Origin of the sequence: Pseudomonas sp. MWU12-3088 (assembly GCF_023242405.1) — a bacterium.
In the GTDB taxonomy this organism is placed as follows: Bacteria; Pseudomonadota; Gammaproteobacteria; order Pseudomonadales; family Pseudomonadaceae; genus Aquipseudomonas; species Aquipseudomonas kribbensis.
On record NZ_JALJEA010000006.1, the window covers coordinates 161,897 to 185,602 of the forward strand.

At 60.7% G+C, this 23,706-nt stretch carries 22 protein-coding genes; 13 read left to right on the forward strand and 9 right to left on the reverse strand.

Annotated features, from left to right (window positions below):
- Positions 1-2 precede the first annotated feature (2 nt).
- Positions 3-512 (reverse strand): DUF1993 family protein, encoded by a 510-nt coding sequence (locus tag M5B98_RS16265; protein ID WP_248743244.1) that lies wholly within the window; start codon positions 510-512, stop codon positions 3-5.
- A 124-nt stretch (positions 513-636) separates the two neighbouring features.
- Between M5B98_RS16265 and M5B98_RS16270 the strand changes: the two genes are divergently transcribed.
- Complete coding sequence (locus M5B98_RS16270; RefSeq protein ID WP_248743245.1) at positions 637-1,284, forward strand: YceH family protein; 648 nt, start codon at positions 637-639, stop codon at positions 1,282-1,284.
- A gap of 16 nt (positions 1,285-1,300) precedes the next feature.
- Here the strand turns inward: M5B98_RS16270 and M5B98_RS16275 are convergent, their stop codons facing one another.
- Both M5B98_RS16275 and M5B98_RS16280 read right to left on the reverse strand, forming a co-directional pair.
- Positions 1,301-1,819 carry a cupin domain-containing protein gene (locus M5B98_RS16275; RefSeq protein ID WP_248743246.1) on the reverse strand — a complete coding sequence of 173 codons (519 nt, stop codon included), beginning with the start codon at positions 1,817-1,819 and terminating at the stop codon, positions 1,301-1,303.
- Between the two features lie 86 nt (positions 1,820-1,905).
- Complete coding sequence (locus tag M5B98_RS16280) at positions 1,906-2,724, reverse strand: shikimate 5-dehydrogenase (protein WP_248743247.1); 819 nt, start codon at positions 2,722-2,724, stop codon at positions 1,906-1,908.
- 254 nt (positions 2,725-2,978) lie between these two features.
- On the opposite strand from M5B98_RS16280, the gene M5B98_RS16285 reads away from it, so the two are divergent.
- The 3 genes from M5B98_RS16285 to M5B98_RS16295 all read left to right on the forward strand — a co-directional run bounded on the left by M5B98_RS16285 (position 2,979) and on the right by M5B98_RS16295 (position 4,049).
- Positions 2,979-3,323: a hypothetical protein gene (locus M5B98_RS16285; protein WP_025108898.1), complete on the forward strand. Its 345-nt coding sequence runs from the start codon at positions 2,979-2,981 to the stop codon at positions 3,321-3,323.
- A gap of 246 nt (positions 3,324-3,569) precedes the next feature.
- Positions 3,570-3,764 carry a hypothetical protein gene (locus M5B98_RS16290; protein WP_085712486.1) on the forward strand — a complete coding sequence of 65 codons (195 nt, stop codon included), beginning with the start codon at positions 3,570-3,572 and terminating at the stop codon, positions 3,762-3,764.
- Between the two features lie 102 nt (positions 3,765-3,866).
- Entirely contained in the window at positions 3,867-4,049 is a 183-nt protein-coding gene (locus M5B98_RS16295) for a hypothetical protein (RefSeq protein WP_085712487.1), read from the forward strand.
- Here M5B98_RS16295 and M5B98_RS16300 read toward each other — a convergent pair.
- Positions 4,046-5,107 (reverse strand): AI-2E family transporter, encoded by a 1,062-nt coding sequence (locus M5B98_RS16300; protein ID WP_248743248.1) that lies wholly within the window; start codon positions 5,105-5,107, stop codon positions 4,046-4,048. The two genes, M5B98_RS16295 and M5B98_RS16300, sit on opposite strands and share 4 nt — an antisense overlap.
- 156 nt (positions 5,108-5,263) lie before the next feature.
- On the opposite strand from M5B98_RS16300, the gene yegQ reads away from it, so the two are divergent.
- Positions 5,264-6,592 carry a tRNA 5-hydroxyuridine modification protein YegQ gene (yegQ, locus tag M5B98_RS16305; RefSeq protein ID WP_248743249.1) on the forward strand — a complete coding sequence of 443 codons (1,329 nt, stop codon included), beginning with the start codon at positions 5,264-5,266 and terminating at the stop codon, positions 6,590-6,592.
- Positions 6,593-6,598: 6 nt separating this feature from the next.
- Here yegQ and M5B98_RS16310 read toward each other — a convergent pair whose 3' ends face one another.
- A complete protein-coding gene (locus M5B98_RS16310) occupies positions 6,599-7,462 on the reverse strand; it encodes a LysR family transcriptional regulator (RefSeq protein WP_114884163.1) in 864 nt (287 codons plus the stop codon).
- Positions 7,463-7,563: 101 nt separating this feature from the next.
- On the opposite strand from M5B98_RS16310, the gene M5B98_RS16315 reads away from it, so the two are divergent.
- Positions 7,564-8,457, forward strand: a complete 894-nt coding sequence (locus tag M5B98_RS16315; RefSeq protein WP_248743250.1) for a DMT family transporter — start codon at positions 7,564-7,566, stop codon at positions 8,455-8,457.
- 12 nt (positions 8,458-8,469) lie between these two features.
- Here the strand turns inward: M5B98_RS16315 and M5B98_RS16320 are convergent, their stop codons facing one another.
- Positions 8,470-9,186, reverse strand: coding sequence for a FadR/GntR family transcriptional regulator (locus M5B98_RS16320; protein ID WP_248743251.1), 717 nt, complete (start codon positions 9,184-9,186; stop codon positions 8,470-8,472).
- A gap of 365 nt (positions 9,187-9,551) precedes the next feature.
- On the opposite strand from M5B98_RS16320, the gene M5B98_RS16325 reads away from it, so the two are divergent.
- Together M5B98_RS16325 and gudD are read left to right on the forward strand one after the other, a co-directional pair.
- Positions 9,552-10,898, forward strand: a complete 1,347-nt coding sequence (locus M5B98_RS16325; RefSeq protein WP_248743252.1) for an MFS transporter — start codon at positions 9,552-9,554, stop codon at positions 10,896-10,898.
- A 14-nt stretch (positions 10,899-10,912) separates the two neighbouring features.
- Positions 10,913-12,256 carry a glucarate dehydratase gene (gudD, locus tag M5B98_RS16330; RefSeq protein ID WP_248743253.1) on the forward strand — a complete coding sequence of 448 codons (1,344 nt, stop codon included), beginning with the start codon at positions 10,913-10,915 and terminating at the stop codon, positions 12,254-12,256.
- Here gudD and M5B98_RS16335 read toward each other — a convergent pair.
- Positions 12,253-13,128: a LysR family transcriptional regulator gene (locus M5B98_RS16335; protein ID WP_248743254.1), complete on the reverse strand. Its 876-nt coding sequence runs from the start codon at positions 13,126-13,128 to the stop codon at positions 12,253-12,255. The genes gudD and M5B98_RS16335 overlap by 4 nt on opposite strands.
- Before the next feature lie 160 nt (positions 13,129-13,288).
- Here M5B98_RS16335 and ampC point away from each other — a divergent pair, with 160 nt between their 5' ends.
- On the forward strand, positions 13,289-14,455 hold the full coding sequence (gene ampC / locus M5B98_RS16340; protein ID WP_248743255.1) for a class C beta-lactamase: 1,167 nt from the start codon (positions 13,289-13,291) through the stop codon (positions 14,453-14,455).
- Positions 14,456-14,517: 62 nt separating this feature from the next.
- On the opposite strand, the gene M5B98_RS16345 is transcribed toward ampC, so the two are convergent.
- Complete coding sequence (locus tag M5B98_RS16345; RefSeq protein WP_103386224.1) at positions 14,518-14,790, reverse strand: hypothetical protein; 273 nt, start codon at positions 14,788-14,790, stop codon at positions 14,518-14,520.
- 405 nt (positions 14,791-15,195) lie between these two features.
- On the opposite strand from M5B98_RS16345, the gene M5B98_RS16350 reads away from it, so the two are divergent.
- From M5B98_RS16350 to M5B98_RS16365, 4 genes are all read left to right on the forward strand, one after another.
- Positions 15,196-16,344 carry an AAA family ATPase gene (locus tag M5B98_RS16350; protein WP_248743257.1) on the forward strand — a complete coding sequence of 383 codons (1,149 nt, stop codon included), beginning with the start codon at positions 15,196-15,198 and terminating at the stop codon, positions 16,342-16,344.
- A gap of 195 nt (positions 16,345-16,539) precedes the next feature.
- A complete protein-coding gene (locus M5B98_RS16355) occupies positions 16,540-17,163 on the forward strand; it encodes a response regulator transcription factor (protein ID WP_085712498.1) in 624 nt (207 codons plus the stop codon).
- A 3-nt stretch (positions 17,164-17,166) separates the two neighbouring features.
- Entirely contained in the window at positions 17,167-20,754 is a 3,588-nt protein-coding gene (locus M5B98_RS16360; protein ID WP_248743258.1) for an ATP-binding protein, read from the forward strand.
- Positions 20,755-20,851: 97 nt separating this feature from the next.
- Complete coding sequence (locus M5B98_RS16365; protein ID WP_248743259.1) at positions 20,852-22,999, forward strand: autotransporter outer membrane beta-barrel domain-containing protein; 2,148 nt, start codon at positions 20,852-20,854, stop codon at positions 22,997-22,999.
- 73 nt (positions 23,000-23,072) lie between these two features.
- Here M5B98_RS16365 and M5B98_RS16370 read toward each other — a convergent pair whose 3' ends face one another.
- Positions 23,073-23,636 (reverse strand): DUF4174 domain-containing protein, encoded by a 564-nt coding sequence (locus M5B98_RS16370; RefSeq protein ID WP_248743260.1) that lies wholly within the window; start codon positions 23,634-23,636, stop codon positions 23,073-23,075.
- Positions 23,637-23,706 lie beyond the last annotated feature (70 nt).

A 23,706-nucleotide genomic window follows, 5' to 3' on the forward strand; every position in this document is an offset into this window, starting at 1 on the left:
GTTTAGAACGCGCCCATGTAATCGCGCTTGCCGATTTCAACGCCGTTGTGACGCAGCAGGTCGTAAGCAGTGGTGACGTGGAAGAAGAACTGCGGCAGACCGTAGCTCAGCAGGTAAGCCTGGCCGCTGAAGCGCTTCTCTTTCGGGGTGCCCGGACGGGTCACGATTTCGATGCCTTCCTTGCCGTTGATTTGCTCAGGCTTGATCTCGCCGATGAAGGCCAGGACCTTGGCGATCAGCGCTTGCAGCTCGGCGAAAGTGGTTTCGGTGTCGTCGTATTTCGGGATTTCGACTTCGGCCAGACGCGAGGAAACGCCTTTGGCGAAGTCCACGGCGATCTGCACCTGACGCACCAGCGGGAACATGTCCGGGTACAGACGCGCTTGCAGGAAGGCGTTCGGGTCGATGTTTTTCTCGGTGGCGTGGGTTTCGGCCTTTTTCAGCACATCGCTCAGGGCGTTGAGCATTTGTTGGAAAACCGGGACGGATGCGGCGTACAGGGAAATGGTCATGGCAGTCTCACGTGGTGGCTGGGTGAATCGTGGGGCGATTATAGCCATGCTCGCGGGCCGCGCGACTTGTCTTTTATCCAGCAAGGATTAGGCTAGGCGCCTTCGACTGCAGAGGGAACGCGCGATGTCCACAGAACTTGAAACCAACGTCAACGAACCACGGCTCAACGCCACGGAAATCCGCATTCTGGGTTCGCTGATCGAGAAACAGGCCACCAGCCCGGAAACCTATCCGCTGACCCTCAACGCCTTGGTGCTGGCCTGCAATCAGAAAACCAGCCGGGAACCGGTGATGAACCTGACCCAGGGCCAGGTCGGTCAGAGCCTGCGCGCCCTCGAAGGTCGCGGTTTCGCCAAACTGGTGATGGGCAGTCGCGCCGACCGCTGGGAGCACAAGGTCGACAAGGCGCTGGAACTGGTGCCGGCACAATTGATTCTGACCGGGCTGATGTTCCTGCGCGGCCCGCAGACCGTCAACGAGCTGCTGACCCGCAGCGGTCGCATGCATGAATTCGAAGACGCCGAACAAGTGGTGCACCAGCTGGAACGCCTGATCGCTCGGGATCTGGCGGTGCTGATTCCGCGTCAGGCCGGTCAGCGCGAAGATCGCTACACCCACGCACTGGGCGATCCGGCGGACATTGAGGCGATTATTGCGGCACGACAGAATCCGAGTGAGCGCGGCGCTGCCAGCGGTGTGTCAGTGGAGCGCATCGAAGAGCTGGAAGCGCGGATTGCGGCGCTGGAAGAGCGTCTGGCCCGCCTCGAATAAGCGTAATGGGGCGGCGTTACTCGCCGTCCCAGTAATCCACCCCGTCCGACTGCCGCGCCACCGCCACGAATCCCGAGGCATTGCCCTCGGCATCGATGCTGAAGTTATCCATCACCGCGTATTTGTTCGAGTCCGGGTACTCGCAGATGTCCGGTTGCTGCTGGGTGCTGACCGCCAGATAACGCAGCTCCTGCGAGCTGGTGTTGATGATTTGATGCGCCTTTTCCGGGCCGCCCGGCGGGCAGGCGATCACGTCGCCGGTGCGGATCGGGAAACGCTCGGCCCCCAGACGCACCTCCCCTTCCCCGGCCACCACGTAGAACATCTCCTCATTGACCCGATGGCTGTGGAACGGACTGCCACGCATGCCCGGCGGCAGCGCATACAGCCGATAACCGAGCTTCTGCGCGCCCAGTTGCTGGCCGATTCGGGCGAACCGCTGCTGATAACGCCCGGCGGTTTCGCCTTCGGGGGCCAGGGCTTCGGGCAACGGTTCGAGTTCGACATCATTCAGGTTGAGAATGGGCGGGTGCATGCAAACCTCGGTTTTATGTCGTGGGGCAAGTCTGTGCCTGCTGATCCGGCAGTATAGGCAATGACCAACCCCGATACCGTGATCAATCAACTGCGGGCAAACGCCACCGCTGCATCGAACTGCTCGACCGTCGGCCGCACGCCGGTGTACAGCACGAACTGCTCCAGCGCCTGGATCGCGATCACTTCCAGCCCGGTGATGACTTTTTTGCCTTCGGCGCGGCCGCGCACGATCAACGGGGTTTCCGAGGGGATCGCCACCACATCGAACACGGTGTCGGCAGACTTGATCACATCCACTTCAAACGCCAGTTGCCCCGCTTCCGGACCACCGTCCATGCCGACCGGCGTCACGTTGATCAGCATCTGCGGGCGCTCATCGCCCAGATCCGCCTGCCACCGATAGCCCAGGGAATCGGCCAGCGCACGGCCGGCGCGCTCGTTGCGGGCGACGATCAATCCATTCTTGTAACCGCCGTCGCGCAAGGCACTGGCCACCGCTTTGGCCATGCCGCCGCTGCCGCGCAGGGCGAAAGTCGAGTCTTTCGGCACCGCGTGGGTTTCCAGCAACTGGGCGATGGCGATGTAATCGGTGTTGTAGGCCTTGAGATGGCCATTGGTGTTGACGATGGTGTTGATCGACTGGATCGCCGCGGCCGAGGCATCCAGCTCATCGACCAGGGCAATGCTCGCCTCCTTGAACGGCATCGACACCCCGCAACCACGGATGCCCAGCGCCCGGATCCCGCCGACGGCACCCGGCAGATCCTGGCTGCTGAAGGCCTTGTAATAGAAATTCAGGCCCAGTTGCTCGTACAAATGGTTATGAAAACGCAGACCGAAATTCCCGGGACGCCCAGACAGGGACATGCACAATTGGGTGTCTTTGTTGGGGTTCATCTGCATGGGAGTCTCCTTCGAATGCACTTTCGGATGGACGGGATTAGCCAGACCATCGGGTTCTGAACGATCATAAGGCGGTCTGTTCCGGGCATCACAGCCGTTGCCTGAAACCCGGTAAGCAAGCCGGTACAGACCTTACACAAAATTTACCCAGCCGCCGTGCTGTTTTTCCAAATGTTGCTGTCTTAGAAGTATCCCCGCGCTATCCCGAGCCTGTTGCAGGCCTGGACGCCGGGTCGAAGAACCGAGGATTAATCATGATTCGTAAACTCCCCATCGTGGCCTTGTTGATTGGTGCATTCGCGATCACGGGTCAGGCAGAAGCCCACGGCGGTGGCTGGCAGGGTCCGGCGGTATTTGGTGCGATCGTCGGCTCGGCCATCATCGGCTCGGCGCTCATCAACCAGGATCGTCCGGTGTATGTTCAACAGCCTGTTTACGCTCAACCGGCGCCGGTGTACGTACAACAACCGCCACCACCGGTCTACTACCAGCCGGCCCCGGTCTACGTACAACAACCGGTTTATGTTCCAGGCCCGGTCTACTACGGTCCGCCCCGTGGTTATTACGGCCACCCGCACTACTACGGTGGTCGCTGGTAAGCACACAGACAGAGCCCCGCTTTTACAGCGGGGCTTTTTTTTGGCCTCCAGAAAGCCAACCGTCCGTCGGCCAACGTCTGAAAAAATCTCGCCAAGGTCGCTGTGGGGACAGTTTCACCCGTTAAAGTCGGCATGATGGACTCGACCGTCGGGCCGAAACACAAAACGGTCATCTATTTGTCATGACGGAACCGCAATCTGAATCCGTCCGCATACAACAGGTTGATAAAAACAAGGACGACTGGAATGCCAACACAGAATCCGCACCGCATCGTCGGTTTATGCACCTCGAGCAAGGTGTACAACGCCCTGACCGAGCTCAAGCACCTGGAAGGCCATCGCACGGCGAAGTTTGTGTCGCTGCTGGCGGAAAACCTGGTGCGCAAGGGCTTGCTCAACGAGCACGAGATCGTGCACATGCTCGATCAGGTGGTCGATTGAGCCGGCCCTCAACGGCATCAATGTCCACTATCGAAAGCGTTGATTGTCCCTGATACGGCCAAATCCCTAAGGTAGCTCCATAGATTGATGGAGGTACTTTTCATGGCACAGGTTCAAATCATGTCCGTTGTCGGCAGCGCGGTTCCTGCATCCCTCAGAGAGCTTGGACTGCTCGCCTGCTGGTATCTGGTGCGCGACGGCGAACCGGTCAGCGGCCCGCTCACCTCTTTGCCAGCCGCCCAGGCGCTGTCGCAAAGACTGATCAACGGCCCGTTCAAGGCTTAAGGCAACTGCACTTTCGGTCTGGTTTCGACGAACAGCGCCCAGCTCGATATGAACAATGCAGCGATCAGCGGCCCGATCACGAAACCGTTGAGACCAAACACCGCCATCCCGCCCAGCGTCGAGATCAGGATCATGTAGTCCGGCATGCGCGTGTCCTTGCCCACCAGCACCGGACGCAGCACGTTATCCACCAGGCCGATCACAAACACCCCGAACAGCCCCAGCACAACGCCCTGCCAGATCATCCCGCTGAGCAGGAAGTAAACCGCCACCGGTGCCCAGACAATCCCCGCTCCCACCGCCGGCAACAGCGACAGAAACGCCATCAACACCGCCCAGAGCAACGCGCTGGGTATGTCGAGAAACCAGAAAATCGCCCCGCCCAGCGCGCCTTGCGTAATGGCCACCAAAAGGTTGCCTTTGACGGTGGCGCGCACCACTCGATTGAATTTCAGTTGCAGGCGCCGCTTGTGATGCTCCTCCAGCGGCACCGCCGTGCGCACCTTGCGCGCCAGTTCGGCGCCATCGCGCAGAAAGAAGAACAGCAAGTACAACATGATGAAAAAGCTCACCACGAAATCGAAGGTGCCCTGGCCGAAACTGAACGCCTGGCTCGCCAGCACCTGACTGCCCTGCATCGCCGCCTTGACGATCTTCTCGCGCAAGGCATTCAGTTCGCCCATACCGAAACGGTCGAGCAGGTGCTGAAAGTACGGTGGCAGGCTGTGCTTGAACTGCGCCAGATACGCGCCGATATCGAGCTTGCCGCTTTCGATGTTGTCGTAGAGCGTCGCCCCTTCCTGCACCAGCAACACGCTGATGACGATCACCGGCAGAATCGCGATCACCACGCAGACACTCAGGGTGCAAAGTGAAGTCAGGTTGCGTTGCCAGCCGAACTTCTGCTGCAACCGGCGCTGCATCGGCGCGAATACGATGCCGAGGATCACCGCCCAGAACACCGCACCGTAGAACGGCAGCAGGATCCAGATAAAGGCCACCGTCACCAGCAGCAACAGCACGGTGAGGGATTTGAATTGCAGACTCTTTTGGTTCATGTCCGGTCCATGTCAGTCAGGCGCCACGCGCGCCCGCCCAACTTAGTCAGCCCACGCCCGCGCGAGTGCCATCTTTGTTCATGGAGCATAGATCCAGATCAATAAACCCTCGCCGCACCTCGTTTACCCTCCCGCGCTTTTGCGACCGACACCGCCATGACGCCCTCCTTCACCCCGGAACTGCTCGCCCCTGCCGGCACCCTGAAAAACATGCGCTACGCCTTCGCCTACGGCGCCGATGCAGTCTACGCCGGCCAGCCGCGCTACAGCCTGCGGGTGCGCAACAACGAGTTCGACCACGCCAATCTCGCCCTCGGCATTCGTGAAGCCCAGGCCCAAGGCAAGCGTTTCTACGTGGTGGTCAACATCGCGCCGCACAACGCCAAGCTGAAAACCTTCCTCAAGGATCTGGCGCCGGTGATCGAGATGGCGCCGGACGCACTGATCATGTCTGACCCCGGCCTGATTATGCTGGTACGCCGGCACTTTCCGCAGATGCCGATTCACCTGTCGGTGCAGGCCAATACGGTGAACTGGGCGAGCGTCGAATTCTGGCAGCAACAAGGGCTGAGCCGGATCATCCTGTCCCGGGAGTTGTCGCTGGAAGAGATCGGCGAAATCCGCGAACAGGTGCCGGGCATGGAGCTGGAAGTGTTCGTCCACGGCGCACTGTGCATGGCCTATTCCGGTCGCTGTCTGCTCTCCGGCTACATGAACAAGCGCGACGCCAATCAGGGCACCTGCACCAACGCCTGCCGCTGGAAATATTCGGCGCAGGAAGCCACGGAAAACCAGCTCGGCGAGATCGTGCAGACCTTCGAACCGCAACCGACTCTCGGCCTCGGCGCGCCCACCGATCAGGTGTTCCTGTTGCAGGAAGCCAACCGTCCCGGCGAGATGATGCCGGCCTTCGAAGACGAGCACGGCACCTACATCATGAACGCCAAGGACCTGCGCGCGGTGCAGCACGTCGAGCGCCTGACTCGCATGGGCGTGCACTCGCTGAAGATCGAAGGCAGGACCAAATCCCACTTCTATTGCGCGCGCACCACTCAGGTCTACCGCCGGGCCATCGACGATGCGGTGGCCGGTCGCGAATTCGACCGCAGCCTGATGACCGATCTGGAATCCCTCGCCCAGCGCGGCTACACCGAGGGCTTCCTGCGCCGTCATGTGCATGACGAATACCAGAACTACCAGAACGGCAGTTCGGTGTCGGAGCGTCAGCAATTCGTTGGCGAGCTGACTGGCGAACGCCGGGATCGGCTGGCCGAGGTCAAAGTGAAGAACCGCTTTGCTCTGGGCGATCATCTGGAACTGATGACGCCCGAGGGCAATTTCCATTTTGATCTGCACGAATTGCAGAGCCTCAAGGGCGAGGCCATCGATGTGGCGCCGGGGGATGGGCACACCGTGTACCTGCCGATTCCGGATGCGGTGGATCTGCGCTTCGGCTTGTTGATGCGCGACGTGAGCGGGGCCTGATCCGGCTCAGGCAAACTCCTCGCGCAACATCGCCACAAATGCCTCACGCGCCGGGTGCACCCCGGCGTTTTCATGCCAGTAGAACAAGTTGTCGATGGCCGTCAGCTCCGGGAATTCGTAACCCGCACACCCCGCGCCTTTGGCGTATTGCTCGAACACGCCTTTGGGCACCAGTGCCACGCCAGCGCCGGCACTCACGCAACCGACAATCGCCCCGTAACTGGCCAGGCTGACAATCGGCAACGCCAGGCCCTGACGCAACAACCAGTGTTCCAGCGCGGCCCGATAGGGACAGCCTTGCGGCCACATGAACACGGTCTTGTCCTGCAAGTCGTCGAGGTTGCGTATCGGTCCGAACGAGGTTGAAGCGATCAGCAGCAATTCTTCGCGATACATCGGCGTGCGCTTGAGCTGGGAGCGCTCGACATCCACCGCGACGATCGCGCCGTCCAGACGATGACTGACCGTATCGTCGAGCAACTGGCCCCAGGTGCCAGTAGTCAGTTCCAGCGCCACGTTCGGATAGCGCTTGTGAAATTTCGCCAGCAGGCGTGGCAGACGCCCGGTGGCCGACGATTCGATGGCACCGATGCGCAACGGCCCGGACGGCTCGGCGGCAGGATCGACTGCGCGTTTGGCTTCAGCTGTCAGCGCCAGAATCTTCTCCGCGTAAGCCAGAAAGGTCTGCCCGGCAGGACTGATCCGCAACCCCCGCCCTTCGCGCAGAAACAGCGCCACTCCCAGCTCCGCTTCCAGGGACTTGATCCGCGCCGTGATGTTCGACGGCACGCAAAACAGCTTTTCAGCGGCTTTGGCGATGCTGCCGACCTCGGCCACGGTCTTGAACATGCGGATTTGCGCCAGCTCCATAATCATCACTCTGAGTGAACGGTTCGCGCAGTATAAGTCAGTTGTGGCGAATGATTGGCCGCCCGGATACTCGGTACATCAACCTTCCTGGTGCCTCGCTCATGCCCTCCACTTCGCCTTTGAAAATCCTCTTGGCCATGGCCTTCGTCGTCGGCTGCTGGGCCTATTCGCCGACCGGCATCCACATCGGCCTGCAAGCCTACGATCCGGGTCATCTGGCGTTGCTGCGGTTTCTGCTGGCGTCGCTGTTCATGGCGGTGATTGCTGGTTTCAAAGGCATTCATCTGCCGCGCCTACAGGATTTGCCACTGTTATTGGCCCTTGGCTTTTTTGCCGTCAGCCTGCATCACGTGGTGCTGAACATCGGCCAGCAAAGCGTCAGCGCTGGCGCGTCGAGCGTACTGGCGCAATCGACGCCGCTGTTCAGCACGCTGCTGGCGCGGTTTCTGTTCAAGGATCGGGTCAGCGTCTGGCGCTGGGGCTGTGTGCTGACGGGATTCGTCGGCGTGGTGATTGTGGTCAGCGGCGATCGCGGCCTCGGCAGCATCGACGCCCATGGTTTGCTGATTTTACTGGCCGCCGTTTCGTGGAGCGTTTACTTCGCCCTGCAAAAACACCACGCCCGGCGCTACGACGGGCTGACGCTGGTTTGTTACACGGTGTGGTCCGGCACGCTGTTGCTGTTGATCTACTTGCCGGGGCTGGCCGACAGCGTGGCCAGTGCGCCGCTGCGGGTGCAATGGGCGGTGCTCGCTCTGGGCGTGTTTCCCAGCGCCCTCGCCTATCTGGCGTGGGCGTTCGTGCTCAAGCATGTCGATTTGAGCCGGGCGACGATGACGCTGTATCTGATTCCGCCGACCGCGATGGGGATTGCCTCGGTGGGATTGGGCGAACGACCGACGCTGTTGGTGCTGGCGGGGTCGGCGGTGGTGTTGATCAGCGTGCTGGCGTTGAATCTGGAGCGGCCGGCGGTGATCCGGGCCATCGAGACTTGAGTCGCCGCGGCGTCAGGCGCCGCCCGCCGAAAACCGGTCGCGACTGTTGCTCAGGTGCAGCCACATCGCAGCACGCGCCGCTTCCGGATCCTGGCGTTTGATCGCGTTGAAAATCGCCTCATGCTCCAGGTTCGCCAATTGCCCGAGCTTGCTCAAATCCACCGCCCCGCGCTCGACCGCATTGACCCGGGTGCGCGGAATCATCGCGCTGCCCAGGTGCTGCATGATCTCGGTGAAGCAGACATTGCCGGTGGCTTCGGCAATCAGCAGATGAAAGCGCCGGTCGGCCTCGACGCAGCTGTCGTTGTTGGCCAACAGACGCTGATAGTCGTCCAGCGCCTGACGCATCTGCACCAGTTGTTGTTCGCTGCGACGCTGCGCGGCCAGTGCCGCCGCTTGCGTCTCGAGGCCCATGCGCAATTCGAGAATGCTGCGCACGCCCAGTGCGGTGTCGACATTCAGCCGCAGCCCCTGCTCCGGCGCGCGCTCGATCACGAACGTGCCGATGCCGTGCCGCGTCTCCACCAGCCCCGACGCCTGCAACTTGGAAATCGCCTCGCGCACCACGGTGCGGCTGACGCCGTGTTCCTGAACGATCGAGTTCTCCGACGGCAACTTGTCACCGGGCAACATCTGGCCGAGCAGGATGCTCTGGGTCAGCTTTTCCACCAGATCGTGGGCCAGGTTGTGCGCGCGTTTGCGGGCGGGGGCGTCGAGGTCTTCTTGCATGGTCGGATCCGGTGATCGGGGCAAGCCGATCGTAGCACTGCAGGCGATGACTTGTATGAGCTCCTATGATTTCAGGCGCTCAACTTGTATGACAACAAGCGATTTTCGTTAGAAAACTTTCAATGGCTTCACGCCAACACTCCACTTTTGCTGGTCTGTCACTCTGTACCTCAACCCGTAACAAACCTTTAAAACCCAACAAATACGGCACATCGAATCCAGAAAAGCATAAAAACCCTCCGTCGTAGATAAATTTGATTGAGCACTCCCGCTTGTAGGACAAAAAAATCTAGTTGTATGATGTCTATCAACAACGCAGCACCCAGCCACACCCCGCATAAAAATAACGAGTGGGAGAAAACCAAGTGAAATCATCCATTGCCGGGATGAACGAGGGCGCCGATTCGGTGCTGTCCTCCGCCATTGCCAAAGTCAAACGCCACGTCCTGCCGCTGTTCGTCATCATGTTCATCGTCAATTACATTGACCGGGTGAACATCGGCTTCGTCCGCACCCACATGGAACATGACCTTGGCATCGGTGCTGCGGCCTACGGTTTCGGTGCCGGTCTGTTCTTCATCGGTTACGCGCTGTTCGAAGTCCCCTCCAACATGCTGCTGCAAAAGGTCGGCGCACGAATCTGGCTGACCCGCATCATGCTCACCTGGGGCCTGGTGGCCGCCGGCATGGCGTTCATCCAGAACGAAACCCACTTCTACATCCTGCGATTTCTACTCGGCGTGGCCGAGGCCGGGTTCTTTCCCGGGGTGATCTACTACTTCACCCGCTGGTTGCCGGGGGCCGAGCGCGGCAAGGCGATTGCGATCTTCCTCAGCGGTTCGGCCGTGGCCTCGCTGATTTCCGGTCCGCTGTCCGGCCTGCTGCTACAGATCGAAGGTCTCGGTCTGCACGGTTGGCAATGGATGTATTTCATTGAAGGGATGTTCTCGGTCGGCCTCTGCGTGTTCGTCTGGTTCTGGCTCGACGCCAAACCCCACGACGCCAAATGGCTCACCCACGCCGAGCAGGATGCGCTGGTCAAAGCCATCGACGACGAACAGAAGGCCCGCGAAGCCGCAACGCCGATCCGGCCGTCGCTGGGCAAGCTGCTCAAGGATCGCCAGATCATCCTGTTCTGCCTGATCTACTTCTTCATTCAATTGACGATCTACGCCGCGACGTTCTGGCTGCCGAGCATCATCAAAAAGATGGGAGAGATGAGCGACTTTCAGGTCGGCCTGTTCAACTCGATTCCGTGGCTGCTGTCGATCATCGGCATGTACGCGTTCGCCTCGTTCTCGGCAAAGTGGAAATACCAGCAGGCATGGGTCGCCACCGCGCTGTTGATTGCGGCGGCGGGGATGTTCATGTCCACCACCGGCGGACCGATTTTCGCGTTCGTTGCGATCTGCTTTGCCGCACTGGGTTTCAAATCCGCCTCGTCGCTGTTCTGGCCGATCCCGCAGGCCTATCTCGATGCGCGGATCGCCGCCGCCGTGATCGCGTTGATCAACTCGGTGGGCAACCTCGGCGGCTTCGTCGCCCCCACCACGTTCGGCCTGCTGGAACAACACACCGGTTCGATCCAGGGCGGCCTCTATGGTCTGGCCGCGACCTCGATCATCGCCGCGATCATCGTGTTCGCCGCCCGCATGACACCCAAATCCGCACCTGACGTCGCCGTGGCCGATGCCGCGCCGAAACACGCTTGAAAGGACAACGCCAAATGACCGCACACGACATCGCCAAAGCCCCGATCATCACCGAGATGCAAGTTATCCCGGTGGCCGGCCACGACGGCATGCTGCTTAACCTGAGCGGCGCCCACGGGCCGTTTTTCACCCGCAACATCGTCATTCTCAAGGACAACGCCGGCCACACCGGCGTCGGTGAAGTGCCCGGCGGCGAACGTATCCGCCAGACGCTGGAAGACGCCCGCAGCCTGGTGGTCGGCAGCCCGATCGGCACGTATCAGAAAATCCTCAATCAGGTGCGCCAGACCTTCGCCGACCGCGACTCCGGCGGCCGTGGCCTGCAGACCTTCGACCTGCGCATCACCATTCACGCGGTCACCGGGCTGGAAGCCGCGCTGCTCGACCTGCTCGGCCAGCACCTCGACGTACCGGTGGCCGCGTTGCTCGGCGAAGGCCAGCAACGTGATGAAGTAAAGATGCTCGGTTATCTTTTCTACGTGGGCGACCGCCGGGAAACCGACCTCGCCTACCGCAGCGAACCGGATGCCGACAACGACTGGTTCCGAGTACGTCACGAGAAAGCCATGACCGCCGACGCCGTGGTGCGCCTGGCCGAGGCGGCCCATGCGCGCTATGGCTTCAAGGACTTCAAGCTCAAGGGCGGCGTGCTCAGCGGCGATGCCGAAATCGAAGCGGTGACCGCACTGGCCGAACGCTTCCCTGACGCCCGCATTACCCTCGATCCGAACGGCGCGTGGTCACTCAAAGAAGCGATCCGTCTGTGCCGCGACCAGCATCATGTGCTGGCCTACGCCGAAGACCCGTGCGGTGCGGAAAACGGTTATTCGGGCCGTGAAGTGATGGCTGAATTCCGTCGCGCCACCGGCCTGAAAACCGCCACCAACATGATCGCCACCGACTGGCGCGAGATGGGTCACGCGATTCAGTTGCAGTCGGTAGACATCCCGCTGGCCGACCCGCATTTCTGGACCATGCAGGGCTCGGTGCGCGTGGCGCAGATGTGCCACGAATGGGGCCTGACCTGGGGCTCGCACTCCAACAACCATTTCGATATTTCCCTGGCGATGTTCACCCACGTCGCGGCCGCCGCACCGGGCGACATCACCGCCATCGACACCCACTGGATCTGGCAGGACGGCCAGCGCCTGACCAAGGCGCCGCTGCAAATCGTCGACGGCTGCGTGCAGGTGCCGAAGAAACCGGGGCTGGGCGTGGAACTGGACATGGATCAGGTGGCCAGGGCCCACGAACTCTATAAAGGCATGGGACTCGGCGCGCGGGATGACAGCGTGGCGATGCAGTTTCTGATTCCGGGCTGGACGTTCGATAACAAGAAGCCGTGCCTGGTGCGCTAAGCCTGCGCGGCCTCCAGCAACCAGTACCTGAACGCCGCCATCGCCGAGGTCTCCGGCCGTGACTGCAACCGCGTCAGCCAATAGCTGCCGGTGGTGATTTCGATGGCAAAGGGTTGGCGGATCAGGTCCGCCGCCAGTTGCCGGGCAAACATCAACGGCGGCGCCAGTGCCACCCCGCCGCCCTGCAACGCCGCTTCCATCATCGCCAGCGACGAGTCGAACACGATGCTCTGGGGCGGTGCGGCATGGGTTGCCAGACCGGCCGCGTGAAACCAGTCCGGCCACTCATCGGTGCGATAGGAACGCAGCAGGCGCTGCTGCAAAAGATCCCCCGGCGTGTGCAATTGCCGGGCGATTTCCGGTACACAGAGCACGGTCAACGGTGCCTCCAGCAAACGGGTCGCCTCGATACCGTGCCACGCCCCGGCACCAAACCGGATCGCGTAATCCAGCCCTTCGGCGGCCACGTCCACCCGGTTGTTGTTGGTCGACAGCCGCAAATCTATGAGCGGATGTTTCGCCTGAAAGTCCGCCAGCCTCGGCAACAACCAGCCCACCGCGAAAGTGCCCACCGCACCGACCGTGAGCATTTCCCGATATTGCCCGCCCGCCAGACGCTCGAGCATCTGCGCGATATGATCGAACGACGTGGTCAGCACCGGCAGCAGCGTTTCGCCCTCGCCGGTCAGCATCAGCCCACGGGGCAGGCGTTTGAACAGGATCACGCCGAGTTGCGCCTCCAGGCTTTTGACCTGATGGCTGACGGCGGCCTGGGTCACGCACAGCTCCACGGCGGCGCGAGTGAAGCTCAAATGACGCGCAGAAGCTTCGAAGGCGCGTAATGCATTCAAAGGCAATTGAGGTCGAATCATGCCCAGTCCCAAATTTTTCTAATGGCTCGTCCGAGTTTTCATCGTTTGTCGAAAGACGCCGGACTGCCTAGATTTGGCGGCGCCGATCAGCCGGCCCGACGGAAAACGCTCGCAGTGTAGCGGGATAACACCATCAACACTCATGGAGAGTGGCCCAAGCATGTTTTCGATCAACCTGAACAAACTCAAGTCCCTCTGCGCTTTCGGACTTTTCTTCAGCGCCGCCACCTGCCTGGCCGCCCCGCAAACCGACGATCAGTTGCAGGCGCTGGTGAAGGCCACCGTGACACCGGTCATGCAGCAACAGGACATCGCCGGTCTGGCCGTGGCCGTGACCGTCGATGGCAAAGCTCATTACTTTAACTACGGTGTTGCCGACAAGAGCACCGGGCAAGCGGTGAGTGAAAACACCCTGTTCGAAATCGGCTCGGTCAGCAAAACCTTCACCGCGACCCTCGGCGCCTACGCCCAGGCCAGCGGCAAACTGGAATTCTCCGACAAGGCCAGCCAGCACTGGCCCGAGCTGAAAGGCAGCGCCTTCGACCAGATCAGCCTGCTGCAACTGGGCACCTACAGCGCGGGCGGCCTGCCGCTGCAATTCCCGGATGCCGCGGACTCTTCCGACAAGATGCTCGGCTATTACCAACAGTGGAAACCGACTTATCCGGCCGGCAGCCAGCGCCTGTACTCCAACCCGAGCATCGGCCTGTTCGGCTATCTGGCAGCAAAAAGCCTCGGCCAGCCGTTCGATCAGATCATGACCGAAACCCTGCTGCCGAAACTCGGGCTCAAGCACACCTTCCTGTCGGTGCCCGCGTCTGAACAAAAGCTCTATGCCCAGGGCTATGACAAGAACAACAAGCCGATTCGAGTCAGCCCCGGCGCCCTCGACTCCGAAGCCTATGGCGTGAAAACCAGCGCCTCAGATCTGCTGCAATTCGTCCAGGCCAACCTAGACAGCGCCAAAATCGAAACACCGCTGCAAAAAGCCATCGCCCTCACCCACACCGGCTACTACACCGTCGGCGACATGACCCAGGGCCTGGGCTGGGAACGCTACGCCTATCCGATCAGCCTCGAGCGCCTGCTGGACGGCAACTCGACGCCCATGGCCATGGAACCGCACAAGGTCAAATGGCTGAATCCGCCACAACCTGAGCCGGCGAACGTGCTGCTGAACAAGACCGGCGCCACCGGTGGCTTCGGCGCGTATGTCGCATTCGTGCCATCGAAGAACGTCGGGATCGTGATTCTGGCGAACCGCAATTACCCGAATGGAGAGCGGGTGAAGATTGCGCACAGGATTCTGGGGGAGTTGACCCGATAATCACGCCATGAAAAACGGGCGACCTGAGAAGGTCGCCCGTTTTTGTTTGGGGGGATTGAAAACTACGCCTGTAGCTTCCAGCCCAGCACATCCATCAGGTCGCAACTGTCGCGCAGAGGGATTGCCAACACCCGGGCGAAGTCCTGCAGCAGTAATGCGTCGTGGCCGGTGCCATCGCTCAATGAAAGTGTTTCCAGCAACTGCGTCACGCTGCGCAAGCGGTAGGCAGCGGTGCCGTGGAGTACGTCTACCGGGGCTTCGCGGTCGATCAGGAGACAGGGAATCGGGCAATCGATGCCGGTAATGGGGATGTAGCGGGGTTTGGGGTTGGCGATGTGTTCCGGGGAATCTGAATTCGTGGGAGTTTCCGGCCTGTTTGGATCTGTTTTTTTCATGTGTGAATATCTCGATAACTAAAGGAACACGCCAACGGGTACTGGCGCAAATATGTTCTCTGTGATCATCGGACTTCCACATCCGGAGGCTGATTTTGCAGCGACCCCAATAGGTTATCGGCGTACGACTCAAGCCACCAGTTCACCAACGCCGCCGCGTTTTGAAGGAAACGTCCGATGGTTCCGAAGGGTGTTGCCGCGTAAATTTTCCGGGCACATTCAGCAATAATTTTCAAAGGTGACCAGCTGAAAGCGATGCATCTAAACTGCACCGCACTGCCGGGTTATCGCGGATGAAATGACGTTCGCCAAACACCTGACCGACTGAAACACAGAGGTGAATGAATGAAGATCGACAGCCTCAAACTCACGAATGTAGGTCGGTTCAATGACATCACCGTTCATTTGGCTCCTCTCGCCGGATCCCCTTCTAATGTCACCGTGTTCGTGGGAATCAACGGCGCCGGTAAAACCACCCTGCTGAAAGCGCTCACCACCTGCCTGAGCTGGCTGATAGCAAGAATTCGCACCCGAAAAGGCAATGGCAGCCATATCGCAGAGGAAGACATTCGCAACGAGACCCCGGCTGCCATCGTCTCGATCGCGGTAGCAGAACCTGCACATCCGCGAGTCAGTCCCGAGTCGGATCCCGATGAAGAAGACGATGTATTCGTATGGGGTATGTCGCACAGCAAACAGGAAGGGAAAACGGCGCTACACAGTTCTTTGGAAGACGTAAATCTGCTCGCCGATCACTATCGCGCCCTGCTGACAGCCGATGACAGCGCCTCACTTCCCCTGATTGCCTACTATCCGGTGGAGCGCTCGGTTCTCGAAATCCCGCTGAAAATCAAAAGCGGACAAACCTTCGATCAATTGGCGGGCTACGACGACTCACTGAAACACAGCACCGACTTTCGCCGCTTCTTTGAATGGTTTCGAGAGCGTGAAGACAGCGAAAACGAGTCCGGCATTTCCGATTCCGCATTGAACGAAATAGCTCAGAAGCTTGGTGCTGAGAGCGAAGCCTGGAAGACATTATCCAATCTCAAAGCTTCGTCCCGCGACTCCCAACTGACGGCCGTCCGCTCCACCATCGCGGCCTTCATGCCGGGTTTCACCAACCTGCGAATACAGCGACAACCTCGCCTGCACATGGCGATCGACAAGGACGGCGTCACTTTCAATGTCGCCAAATTGTCGCAAGGCGAAAAGTCGATGCTGGCGCTGGTCGGAGACATCGCCCGCCGACTGGCCATGATGAACCCGTCACTGGACAATCCGCTCCACGGCGAAGGCATCGTTCTAATCGATGAAGTGGACCTTCATCTGCATCCGGAATGGCAGCTCAACCTTATCCAGCGGTTGAGCAAAACATTTCCGAACTGCCAATTCGTGCTGACAACTCAGTCTCCCTTGGTCATCGCGGATGCAAAAGAGGCTCTGGTTTATGTCTTGAGAAACGGTGAACTTCACGAGTTCAACGGCGGCTGAGGGGAAATGCCCCTTCCCCCAGATAAAACTTACACCCCAGCGCCAAAGATACCTCTGCACGACACCTCCCATTGCTTCCCCCCGTAAACCTTGTAGGATCGCGCCTTTTTTTCACCGCCCCACCACCACGCATCCGATCCGCCGGGCTCGTCAGCCCCTGCGGACTATGCTGAAACAGGGCCTGAGGGTTGATCCATGAAAGTGCTGTTGGTCGATGATCACGCGGTAGTGCGCATGGCGATCGGGATGATTCTGGCCCGTGAAGGCCATGAGGTTGTGGGTGAATGCGACAACGGTGTGGATGCGTTGAGCCAGGCGTTTGCGCTCAGGCCCGATGCGATTGTGCTCGACCTGGATATCCCGCAGCTCGACGGCATGGCGGTGATCGACCGCTTGCGCATCGGCGGCAGCAAGGCCCATGTGCTGGTGCACACCGGCCTGAAAAGCCAGGCCTACGCGGCGCAATGCCTGCGGGCCGGGGTGTCGGCGTTTTTGTCGAAGGTCGACGATCCGGTGGAGATCGTCACTGCGCTCAAAGCGGTGGCCAGTGGCAAGACGTGGTTTCCGGTCAATGCGCTGAATTCGGTGCGGGCCAGCGACTTTGCCCGAGACGATGCGCAACTGCTCGACGGTGTGTCGCGCCGCGAACTCAAGGTGTTGCACGGGCTGGCCCAGGGCAAGAGCAACAAGCAGATCGCCGATGACATGCTGCTCAGCAACAAGACCATCAGTACCTACAAGACCCGTCTGATGCAGAAACTCAACGCAGGCACGCTGCTTGAGCTGATCGATTTCGCCAAACGCAATCACCTGGTCTGAACCATGAGGTTCGGGCGATGGCTGGGCGCGTTGAGCCTGATGCTGCTGGCGTTGGCGGCGAACGCCGGGCCGCTGAACCTGCTCAGCCGTGCCGGTGAGAATCGGCTCGACCTGCCCCTCACCAGCGCCCAGCACCAATGGCTGACCAACAAAACCGTGTTGCGCGCCGGGGCCTATGCGCCGGATCGACCGCCGCTGGACATCACCGCCAATCAAAAGGATTACGAAGGGCTGTCGGCCGACTATCTTGACCTGCTGACTCGCAGCCTCGGCCTGCGCGTGGAAGTCGAGCAATACGCCAGCCAGTCGGATGCCCTCGCCGCCTTGCAGCGGGGCGATGTCGATCTGGTACCGCGCATCAACCACCTCGAAGCGAACTACAACGATCTGCGCCTGAGTGCGCCCTACGCGTACGATCAGGCCGTGTTGATCAGCCATTTCGGCACCCATTGGCCAAATGACCGGTTACCGGCCGGCACCACGGTGCTGTTCGATCAGGACTGGATTACCGAGGATCGGGTGGCGTCGCTTTTCCCCGGCCACCCTCTTCAAGCGGTCGGCTCGACCCAGCAAGGCCTCGGCCAAGTGGCCTATGGCGAAGGCACGGTGCTGCTGACCGATGCGATTTCCGCGCAATACCTGCTCGAACGCAGTTACCAGCAGAGCCTGAAACAGACCATCCAGCGCGACTCCGAAGGCCTGGGCTTCAGCTTTGCCACGCAGCAGGAAAATACGCGACTGCTGAACCTGCTCAATGCCGCCATGGCGAAGATCACGCCCCAGGAACGCACGGTCATCGCCCGGCGCTGGGGCATCGGCGCCAACCCGAAACTCGGTTACAACCGCCTGCAACTGACGGCCGCCGAACAGCAGTGGATCAAGGACCATCCGCAGATCGAAGTGTTGGCCAATGACTTGTATTCACCGTTCAGTTTCTTCGACAACGAAGGCCAGCTCAGGGGCATGGCCGCCGACCTGCTGGAAACCATCAACGATCGCACCGGCCTGACGTTCCGGCCAAGCAAGATGTCCTCCATCGACGCCGTGACCGGTCGCGCGCAACGGGACCCGCCCAGTCTGATCGGCGCAATGACCTACAGCGCCCGTCGCGAGGAACACCTGGCGTTCTCCCGGCCCTATGCAATCAATCCGTTCGTCCTGGTCACCCGCACCCAAGCAGAGCGCCCCGGTCTTGCGGGCCTCAAGGGAAGACGCGTCGCGATCATCAAGGATTCGGCCGCCGCCAACTGGCTGGAACGCGAGTGGCCGGACATCCGCACCGTGCAGGTCGACACGCCGATCGAGACCTATGAGCTGCTCGCCGAAGGCCAGGTGGAGGGCGTGATCCAGCCGCAAATGGGCGCGGCGTATCTGATCGACCGGTTCTTTCGCGGTCGCCTGCAAATCGATTCGGTGCTCGGTTCGCAACCGGCGCTGATCGGTTTTGCCACGGGCAAACAGAACGCCATGCTGGTCTCGATTCTCGACAAGGCGCTGCTCGATATCGCCCCGGACGAGTTAAGCGAACTGGCCAGCCGCTGGCAGAATTCCCAGGACAGCCAGGACACCTGGAGCACTTACAAAAACTGGATTCTGCGTGCGGTGTTGGCGCTGCTGACCGTGCTGCTGGTCATTCTGGCGTGGAACCTGGGTCTGCGCCGGCAGATCACCGAGCGGCAAAAAGCGCAGAAAGCCTTGAGCGATCAGTTGCTGTTCATGCAGGTGCTGGTCGACGGCACGCCGCACCCGATCTACGTGCGCGACCGCAAGGGGCTGCTGTTGAGCTGCAACCGCGCGTATTTGCAAGTGATGGAAGTCGAGCCACAGCAGGTGCTGAACAAGGGCCTGATCGAGGCGAACATCCTGCCGCTGGACACCGCCCACCAGTACAAACGCATCCACCGCGCCACGCTGGAAAGCGGTGAACCGTCGTTCGACAGCTTCACCATGACGGTCAAGGACAAGACTTATCACATCTACCACTGGGCACTGCCCTACCGTGATTCCGACGGGACCATGACCGGCGTGATTGGCGGCTGGATCGACTTCACCGAGCAACAGCATCTGCAACATGCATTGCTCGCAGCCAAACATCAGGCCGAGGCGGCCAACCGGGGCAAGAGTCATTTCCTCGCAGTGATGAGCCACGAGATCCGTACACCGATGAGCGCATTGATCGGCGTGCTCGAACTGCTGCGTCACCAGTCCGCACCGCGTCCGGACGACACCGAACTGATCGATATCGCCCAGCAATCCGCCGGCGGCATGATGGAATTGATCGGCGAGATTCTCGACCTGACCCGAATCGAGGCCGGCCAGTTTGAACTGCGCAACAGCCGCTGCCATCCCGAACCGCTGGCGCGCACGGTGATCGAGGGGTTCGCCAGTCTGGCCCGGCAGAAAAACCTTGAACTGAACTTCATCAGCGACCACGCCGACTGCGCCGTGGAACTGGATTCGCTGCGGTTCAGGCAGATTCTTTCCAACCTGCTGAGCAATGCGATCAAGTTCACCGCTCAGGGCAGCGTTACGGTCGAGCTGCGCCTGGAGCCCGACGGCGAACTCGCCCGACTGCGCCTGGCGGTGCGCGACACCGGCATCGGGCTCGACGAGCAGCAGCGCCAGCGCCTGTTCCAGCCCTACACCCAGTTCGAGGGCGATGATCGTGAAGTGCAGGTCGGCAGCGGTCTCGGGCTGTCGATCTGTCGGCAATTGACCGAGCTCATGGGCGGCCGGCTGACCTGCGAAAGCCAGCCGGGGCAAGGCGCCTGCTTTACCCTGGAACTGCCGGTCAAACGCCTGCCCGACAACGAGACAACTCCGATAACCGACGATGCAACGCTGCCGCCATTGCCTGTGCGCCATGTGTTGATCGTCGAGGATCACGAGTTCAACCGCGTGGTGCTGCAGCGTCAACTGGAGTCCCTGGGAATGCGTGTCACCTGCGCCGAAAACGGCATCGAAGGCCTGCGCCTGTGGCACGAAGACACCTTTGATTACCTGATCACCGACTGCAACATGCCACTGCTCAACGGCGACAAGATGACTCGCCAACTGCGCGCCATCGAAGCCTCCGAAGGTCGTGCTCCGACCCATGTGCTGGGGCTGACGGCCAACGCCCGCCCCGAGGAAATCCAGCGCTGCCTCGAGGCCGGAATGAACGACTGCCTGTTCAAACCCCTCACCCGCCCTGTGCTCGAGCGCTACCTGCGCGAAGCCGAACGGGCCAGGCAAGCCACTGCGCCGTGCTTCGATCTGTCGAAGGTCACTGCCATCACCGCAGGCGACCTGAGCATGACCCGGCAATTGCTCGCCACGGTGCTGCGCACCAACCAGGAAGATTTCGAAACCATGCAGGCGCTGTTCCAGGCCGGTGACTTTTCCGGGATGAAACGCTGCTGCCACAAGATCCTCGGCAGCGCGCGGATCATTCACGCCGCGCCGCTGATCGCTGCATGCGAACAACTGGAATCAACCTGCGAAATCAGCACCACACGCCAGGAGGTGCATCGCCTGTTCGAAGCCTTCGGGCAGCAGATGAAGCGTTTGCAGTCGCACCTGCAAGTGGCCTTGCACAGCGCCTCTGTGTAGGACGCTTCCTACAAAAACTTGGGAAGTGCCTGCGTTACCCCGACCACTCGCCTGAGCAGAATTCGCCGCCTCTTACAGCGGTTGTCGGCGGATCATCATGCTTGCGTTGAATGTACGGTTTTCTCGGGTTTCACTTTCGGGTGCCCTGCTGGTGCTCAGTGCCGCGCCCATGGTGGTACAGGCCGCCAGTTGCGATGGTTTGCCTTGCCTGACCTCGCCACAAAGCAACCTGTTGGTCGATAACGGCTCGACTGTCCTGGCCGGTACCGGCGCAACACTGACCGACAGCATCGTGAGCCTTGGCACCCTTCAGTTGCTTGATGAGAGCGTGGCCAACGGCACCACGATCAAGGACAGCGGCTGGCTGGAAGCCCGTGACAGCGCGAAGCTCACCGACACCCTGATGGAAAACGGCACACTGGTATTGATCGGTTCTGCCACGGCGCTGACAACCAGGGTCAACGATGGCTTTCTCGAAGTGACGCAAAACGCGGCGGTCAGCGACACCCAACTCGACGGTGGGCAGATGTATGTCTACGGCAATGCGCTGGCCAAGAACAGCCGCGTCGCCAACAGCATGATGACGGTCTACCAGGATGGTCATGCGCAACTGACCACGGTCAATGCTGGCGGCGAACTGGCGGTCAACGACACCGCGTCGGTCGACGATACGCAGATCAATCAGGGCGGCACGATGACCAGCGTGGCCGGCACGACGGTCTCCAACACTACGGTCAATCAGGGCGGCTTGATGGTGCTGGGCGCCGCAGCCACCGCCAGCGACACCACACTGAACGACGGTGCCCTGCTGCGCCTCAAGGGTGATGCCGCATTGAACGGAGCCAACCGCCTCGATGGCCGGGTCGAATTTGCCGACCCCGCCATCAGCGGCGCATTCCACACCCTGACCATCAACGGCCCGCTGACCGGCAACGGAACATTCGCAATGAACACCGATCTGGCGTCGTTGCGCGGCGACCTGCTCAAGGTGCAAGGCCCGATCAACGACCTGCACACCTTGGTGGTGGCGGATTCCGGCAATGCACCGAGTGGCGCACAGCAGGCTCTGAAGCTGGTGGAGGGCAATGGCGGCAGTGGTGATTTCCAGCTGTTCGGCGGCACGGTCGATGCCGGGGCCTACCGCTACTCGCTGCAGAAACATGGGAATGACTGGTATCTGGGCAAACCGGCGATCAGCACTCCGGATGAAAGTATCCAGAAGCCGCAGGTTCCACCTGTCGACGGTCAACCGGAAACCGTGGTGCAACCCGTGGTGATTCAACCGCCAGCGACACCGCAGCCTCAGCCTCAGCCTCAGCCTCAATCACAGATGCTGAGTAAAGGCGCAAACGCCGCCGTCGCCAGTCATGCCGCCACCGCAGCGCTGCTCGATGCGCAAAACGGCAGCACCCGACAGCACTTTTCCGATTTGCGTTCGGGCAAGGATCAGGGCGGCATCTGGGCCCGGGGTTACGGTGCCGAACAAAAACACGACACCCGCACCAGCCGCGCTTTTCAGCAACAGGCCAATGGCATGGAAATCGGTGCCGACACCGCGCTGCCGACGTCCAGTGGAACGTTGTATGTCGGCGCCCTGTTCGGCCAGGGTCAGGGCCGCCAGGATTTCGGTGAACGCAGTAAAGGCACGATCGACAGCACCACGCTGGGCGCCTATGCCAGCTATCAGGATCAGGACGGGTTGTATGTCGACGGCACCCTGAAATATTCACGGCTGAACAATGAGATCAAGATCACCAGCAACCTCGGCGAACCGGTCAAGGCCCGTTACGACAACCATGCCGTCAGTGCCGAGGCACAGATCGGCAAGGTCATCGATCTGGGCCGGGACTGGTTCGTCGAACCTCAGGTCGGGGTGCAGGTAATGCGCATCAGCGGCGGACGTTACACCGCCAGCAATGGACTGGATGTACAGCAAGATGCGATGACCTCGGTGCAGAGTCGGGTCGGTGCGCAGTTCGGGCGCGAGCTGCAACTGGACAAGGGCCTGCGGATCAAACCGTACGTCAAGGCCGCGTGGGTCACCGAACATGCCGGCGACAGCGAAGTGAAGGTCAACGGTGCACGCCTGGACAGTCGCCTGCCGGGATCACGGGCGGAACTGGGTGGCGGGTTGATGCTGACGGCAGCACAAAACCACCATGTGTATGTCGAGGGGCAATATGCCAAAGGCCGTGATATCGAACAGCCCTGGGCGGTGAATGTCGGGTATCGCTACAACTGGTAATTTGCGGACAATAAAAATGGCGAACGGAAAAAACCGTTCGCCATTTTTTGTTCAGGTCACCCGAACCGTGCTCTCAATCATCCGGCATTTCCGGCGGCTTGGCGGGTTTCGCAGGTTTTGCCGGTTTGCCGTTCTTCGTCCCCTTGGCCGGTGCCGCCTCGGTGGCCGCTGGAGGTGGAGGCACGGCGACCAGCTCTTTCTCGGCGGCCGGCAATGCATCGATGGTGTCGAAGACTTTCTTCAGGTCCACCGACTTCGCCTCGTCCCCGGCGGCCGACAGTTTGGTTTCCCCGTCCTTGCCCATCAGAAAGACTTTCGGATAGGCCCCGGCACCCAGCTTCAGCGAGCGCAGCAACGCCATGGTGTCCTGTTGGCCAAGATCCTTGCCGTCAAGCTGCCCGGCCATATTGAGGATGGTGTAGACCTTGAGCTTGCGGTCGGCGATCCCCTGCTTGTTGGCTGGATCCTCAAGGGACTTTTTCAGGCTCACCCAGACCGGGTCGACCGTACTGCTGGCGATGACGATCAGGGGGCGGTAGTTGCCTTTGTCGACATCCAGAGGGGAATCGTTGTCCCCGGCGAACAAGGGGCCGGCAATCGCCAGCAAGAGTGTCAGGGTCAATGACCTGATGAGCATGCGCATCTCCTTTTGATATCCACGCTCTAATGATTGCGCATCGTGGCGATTGTTCCGGGGTTGCCCGGCA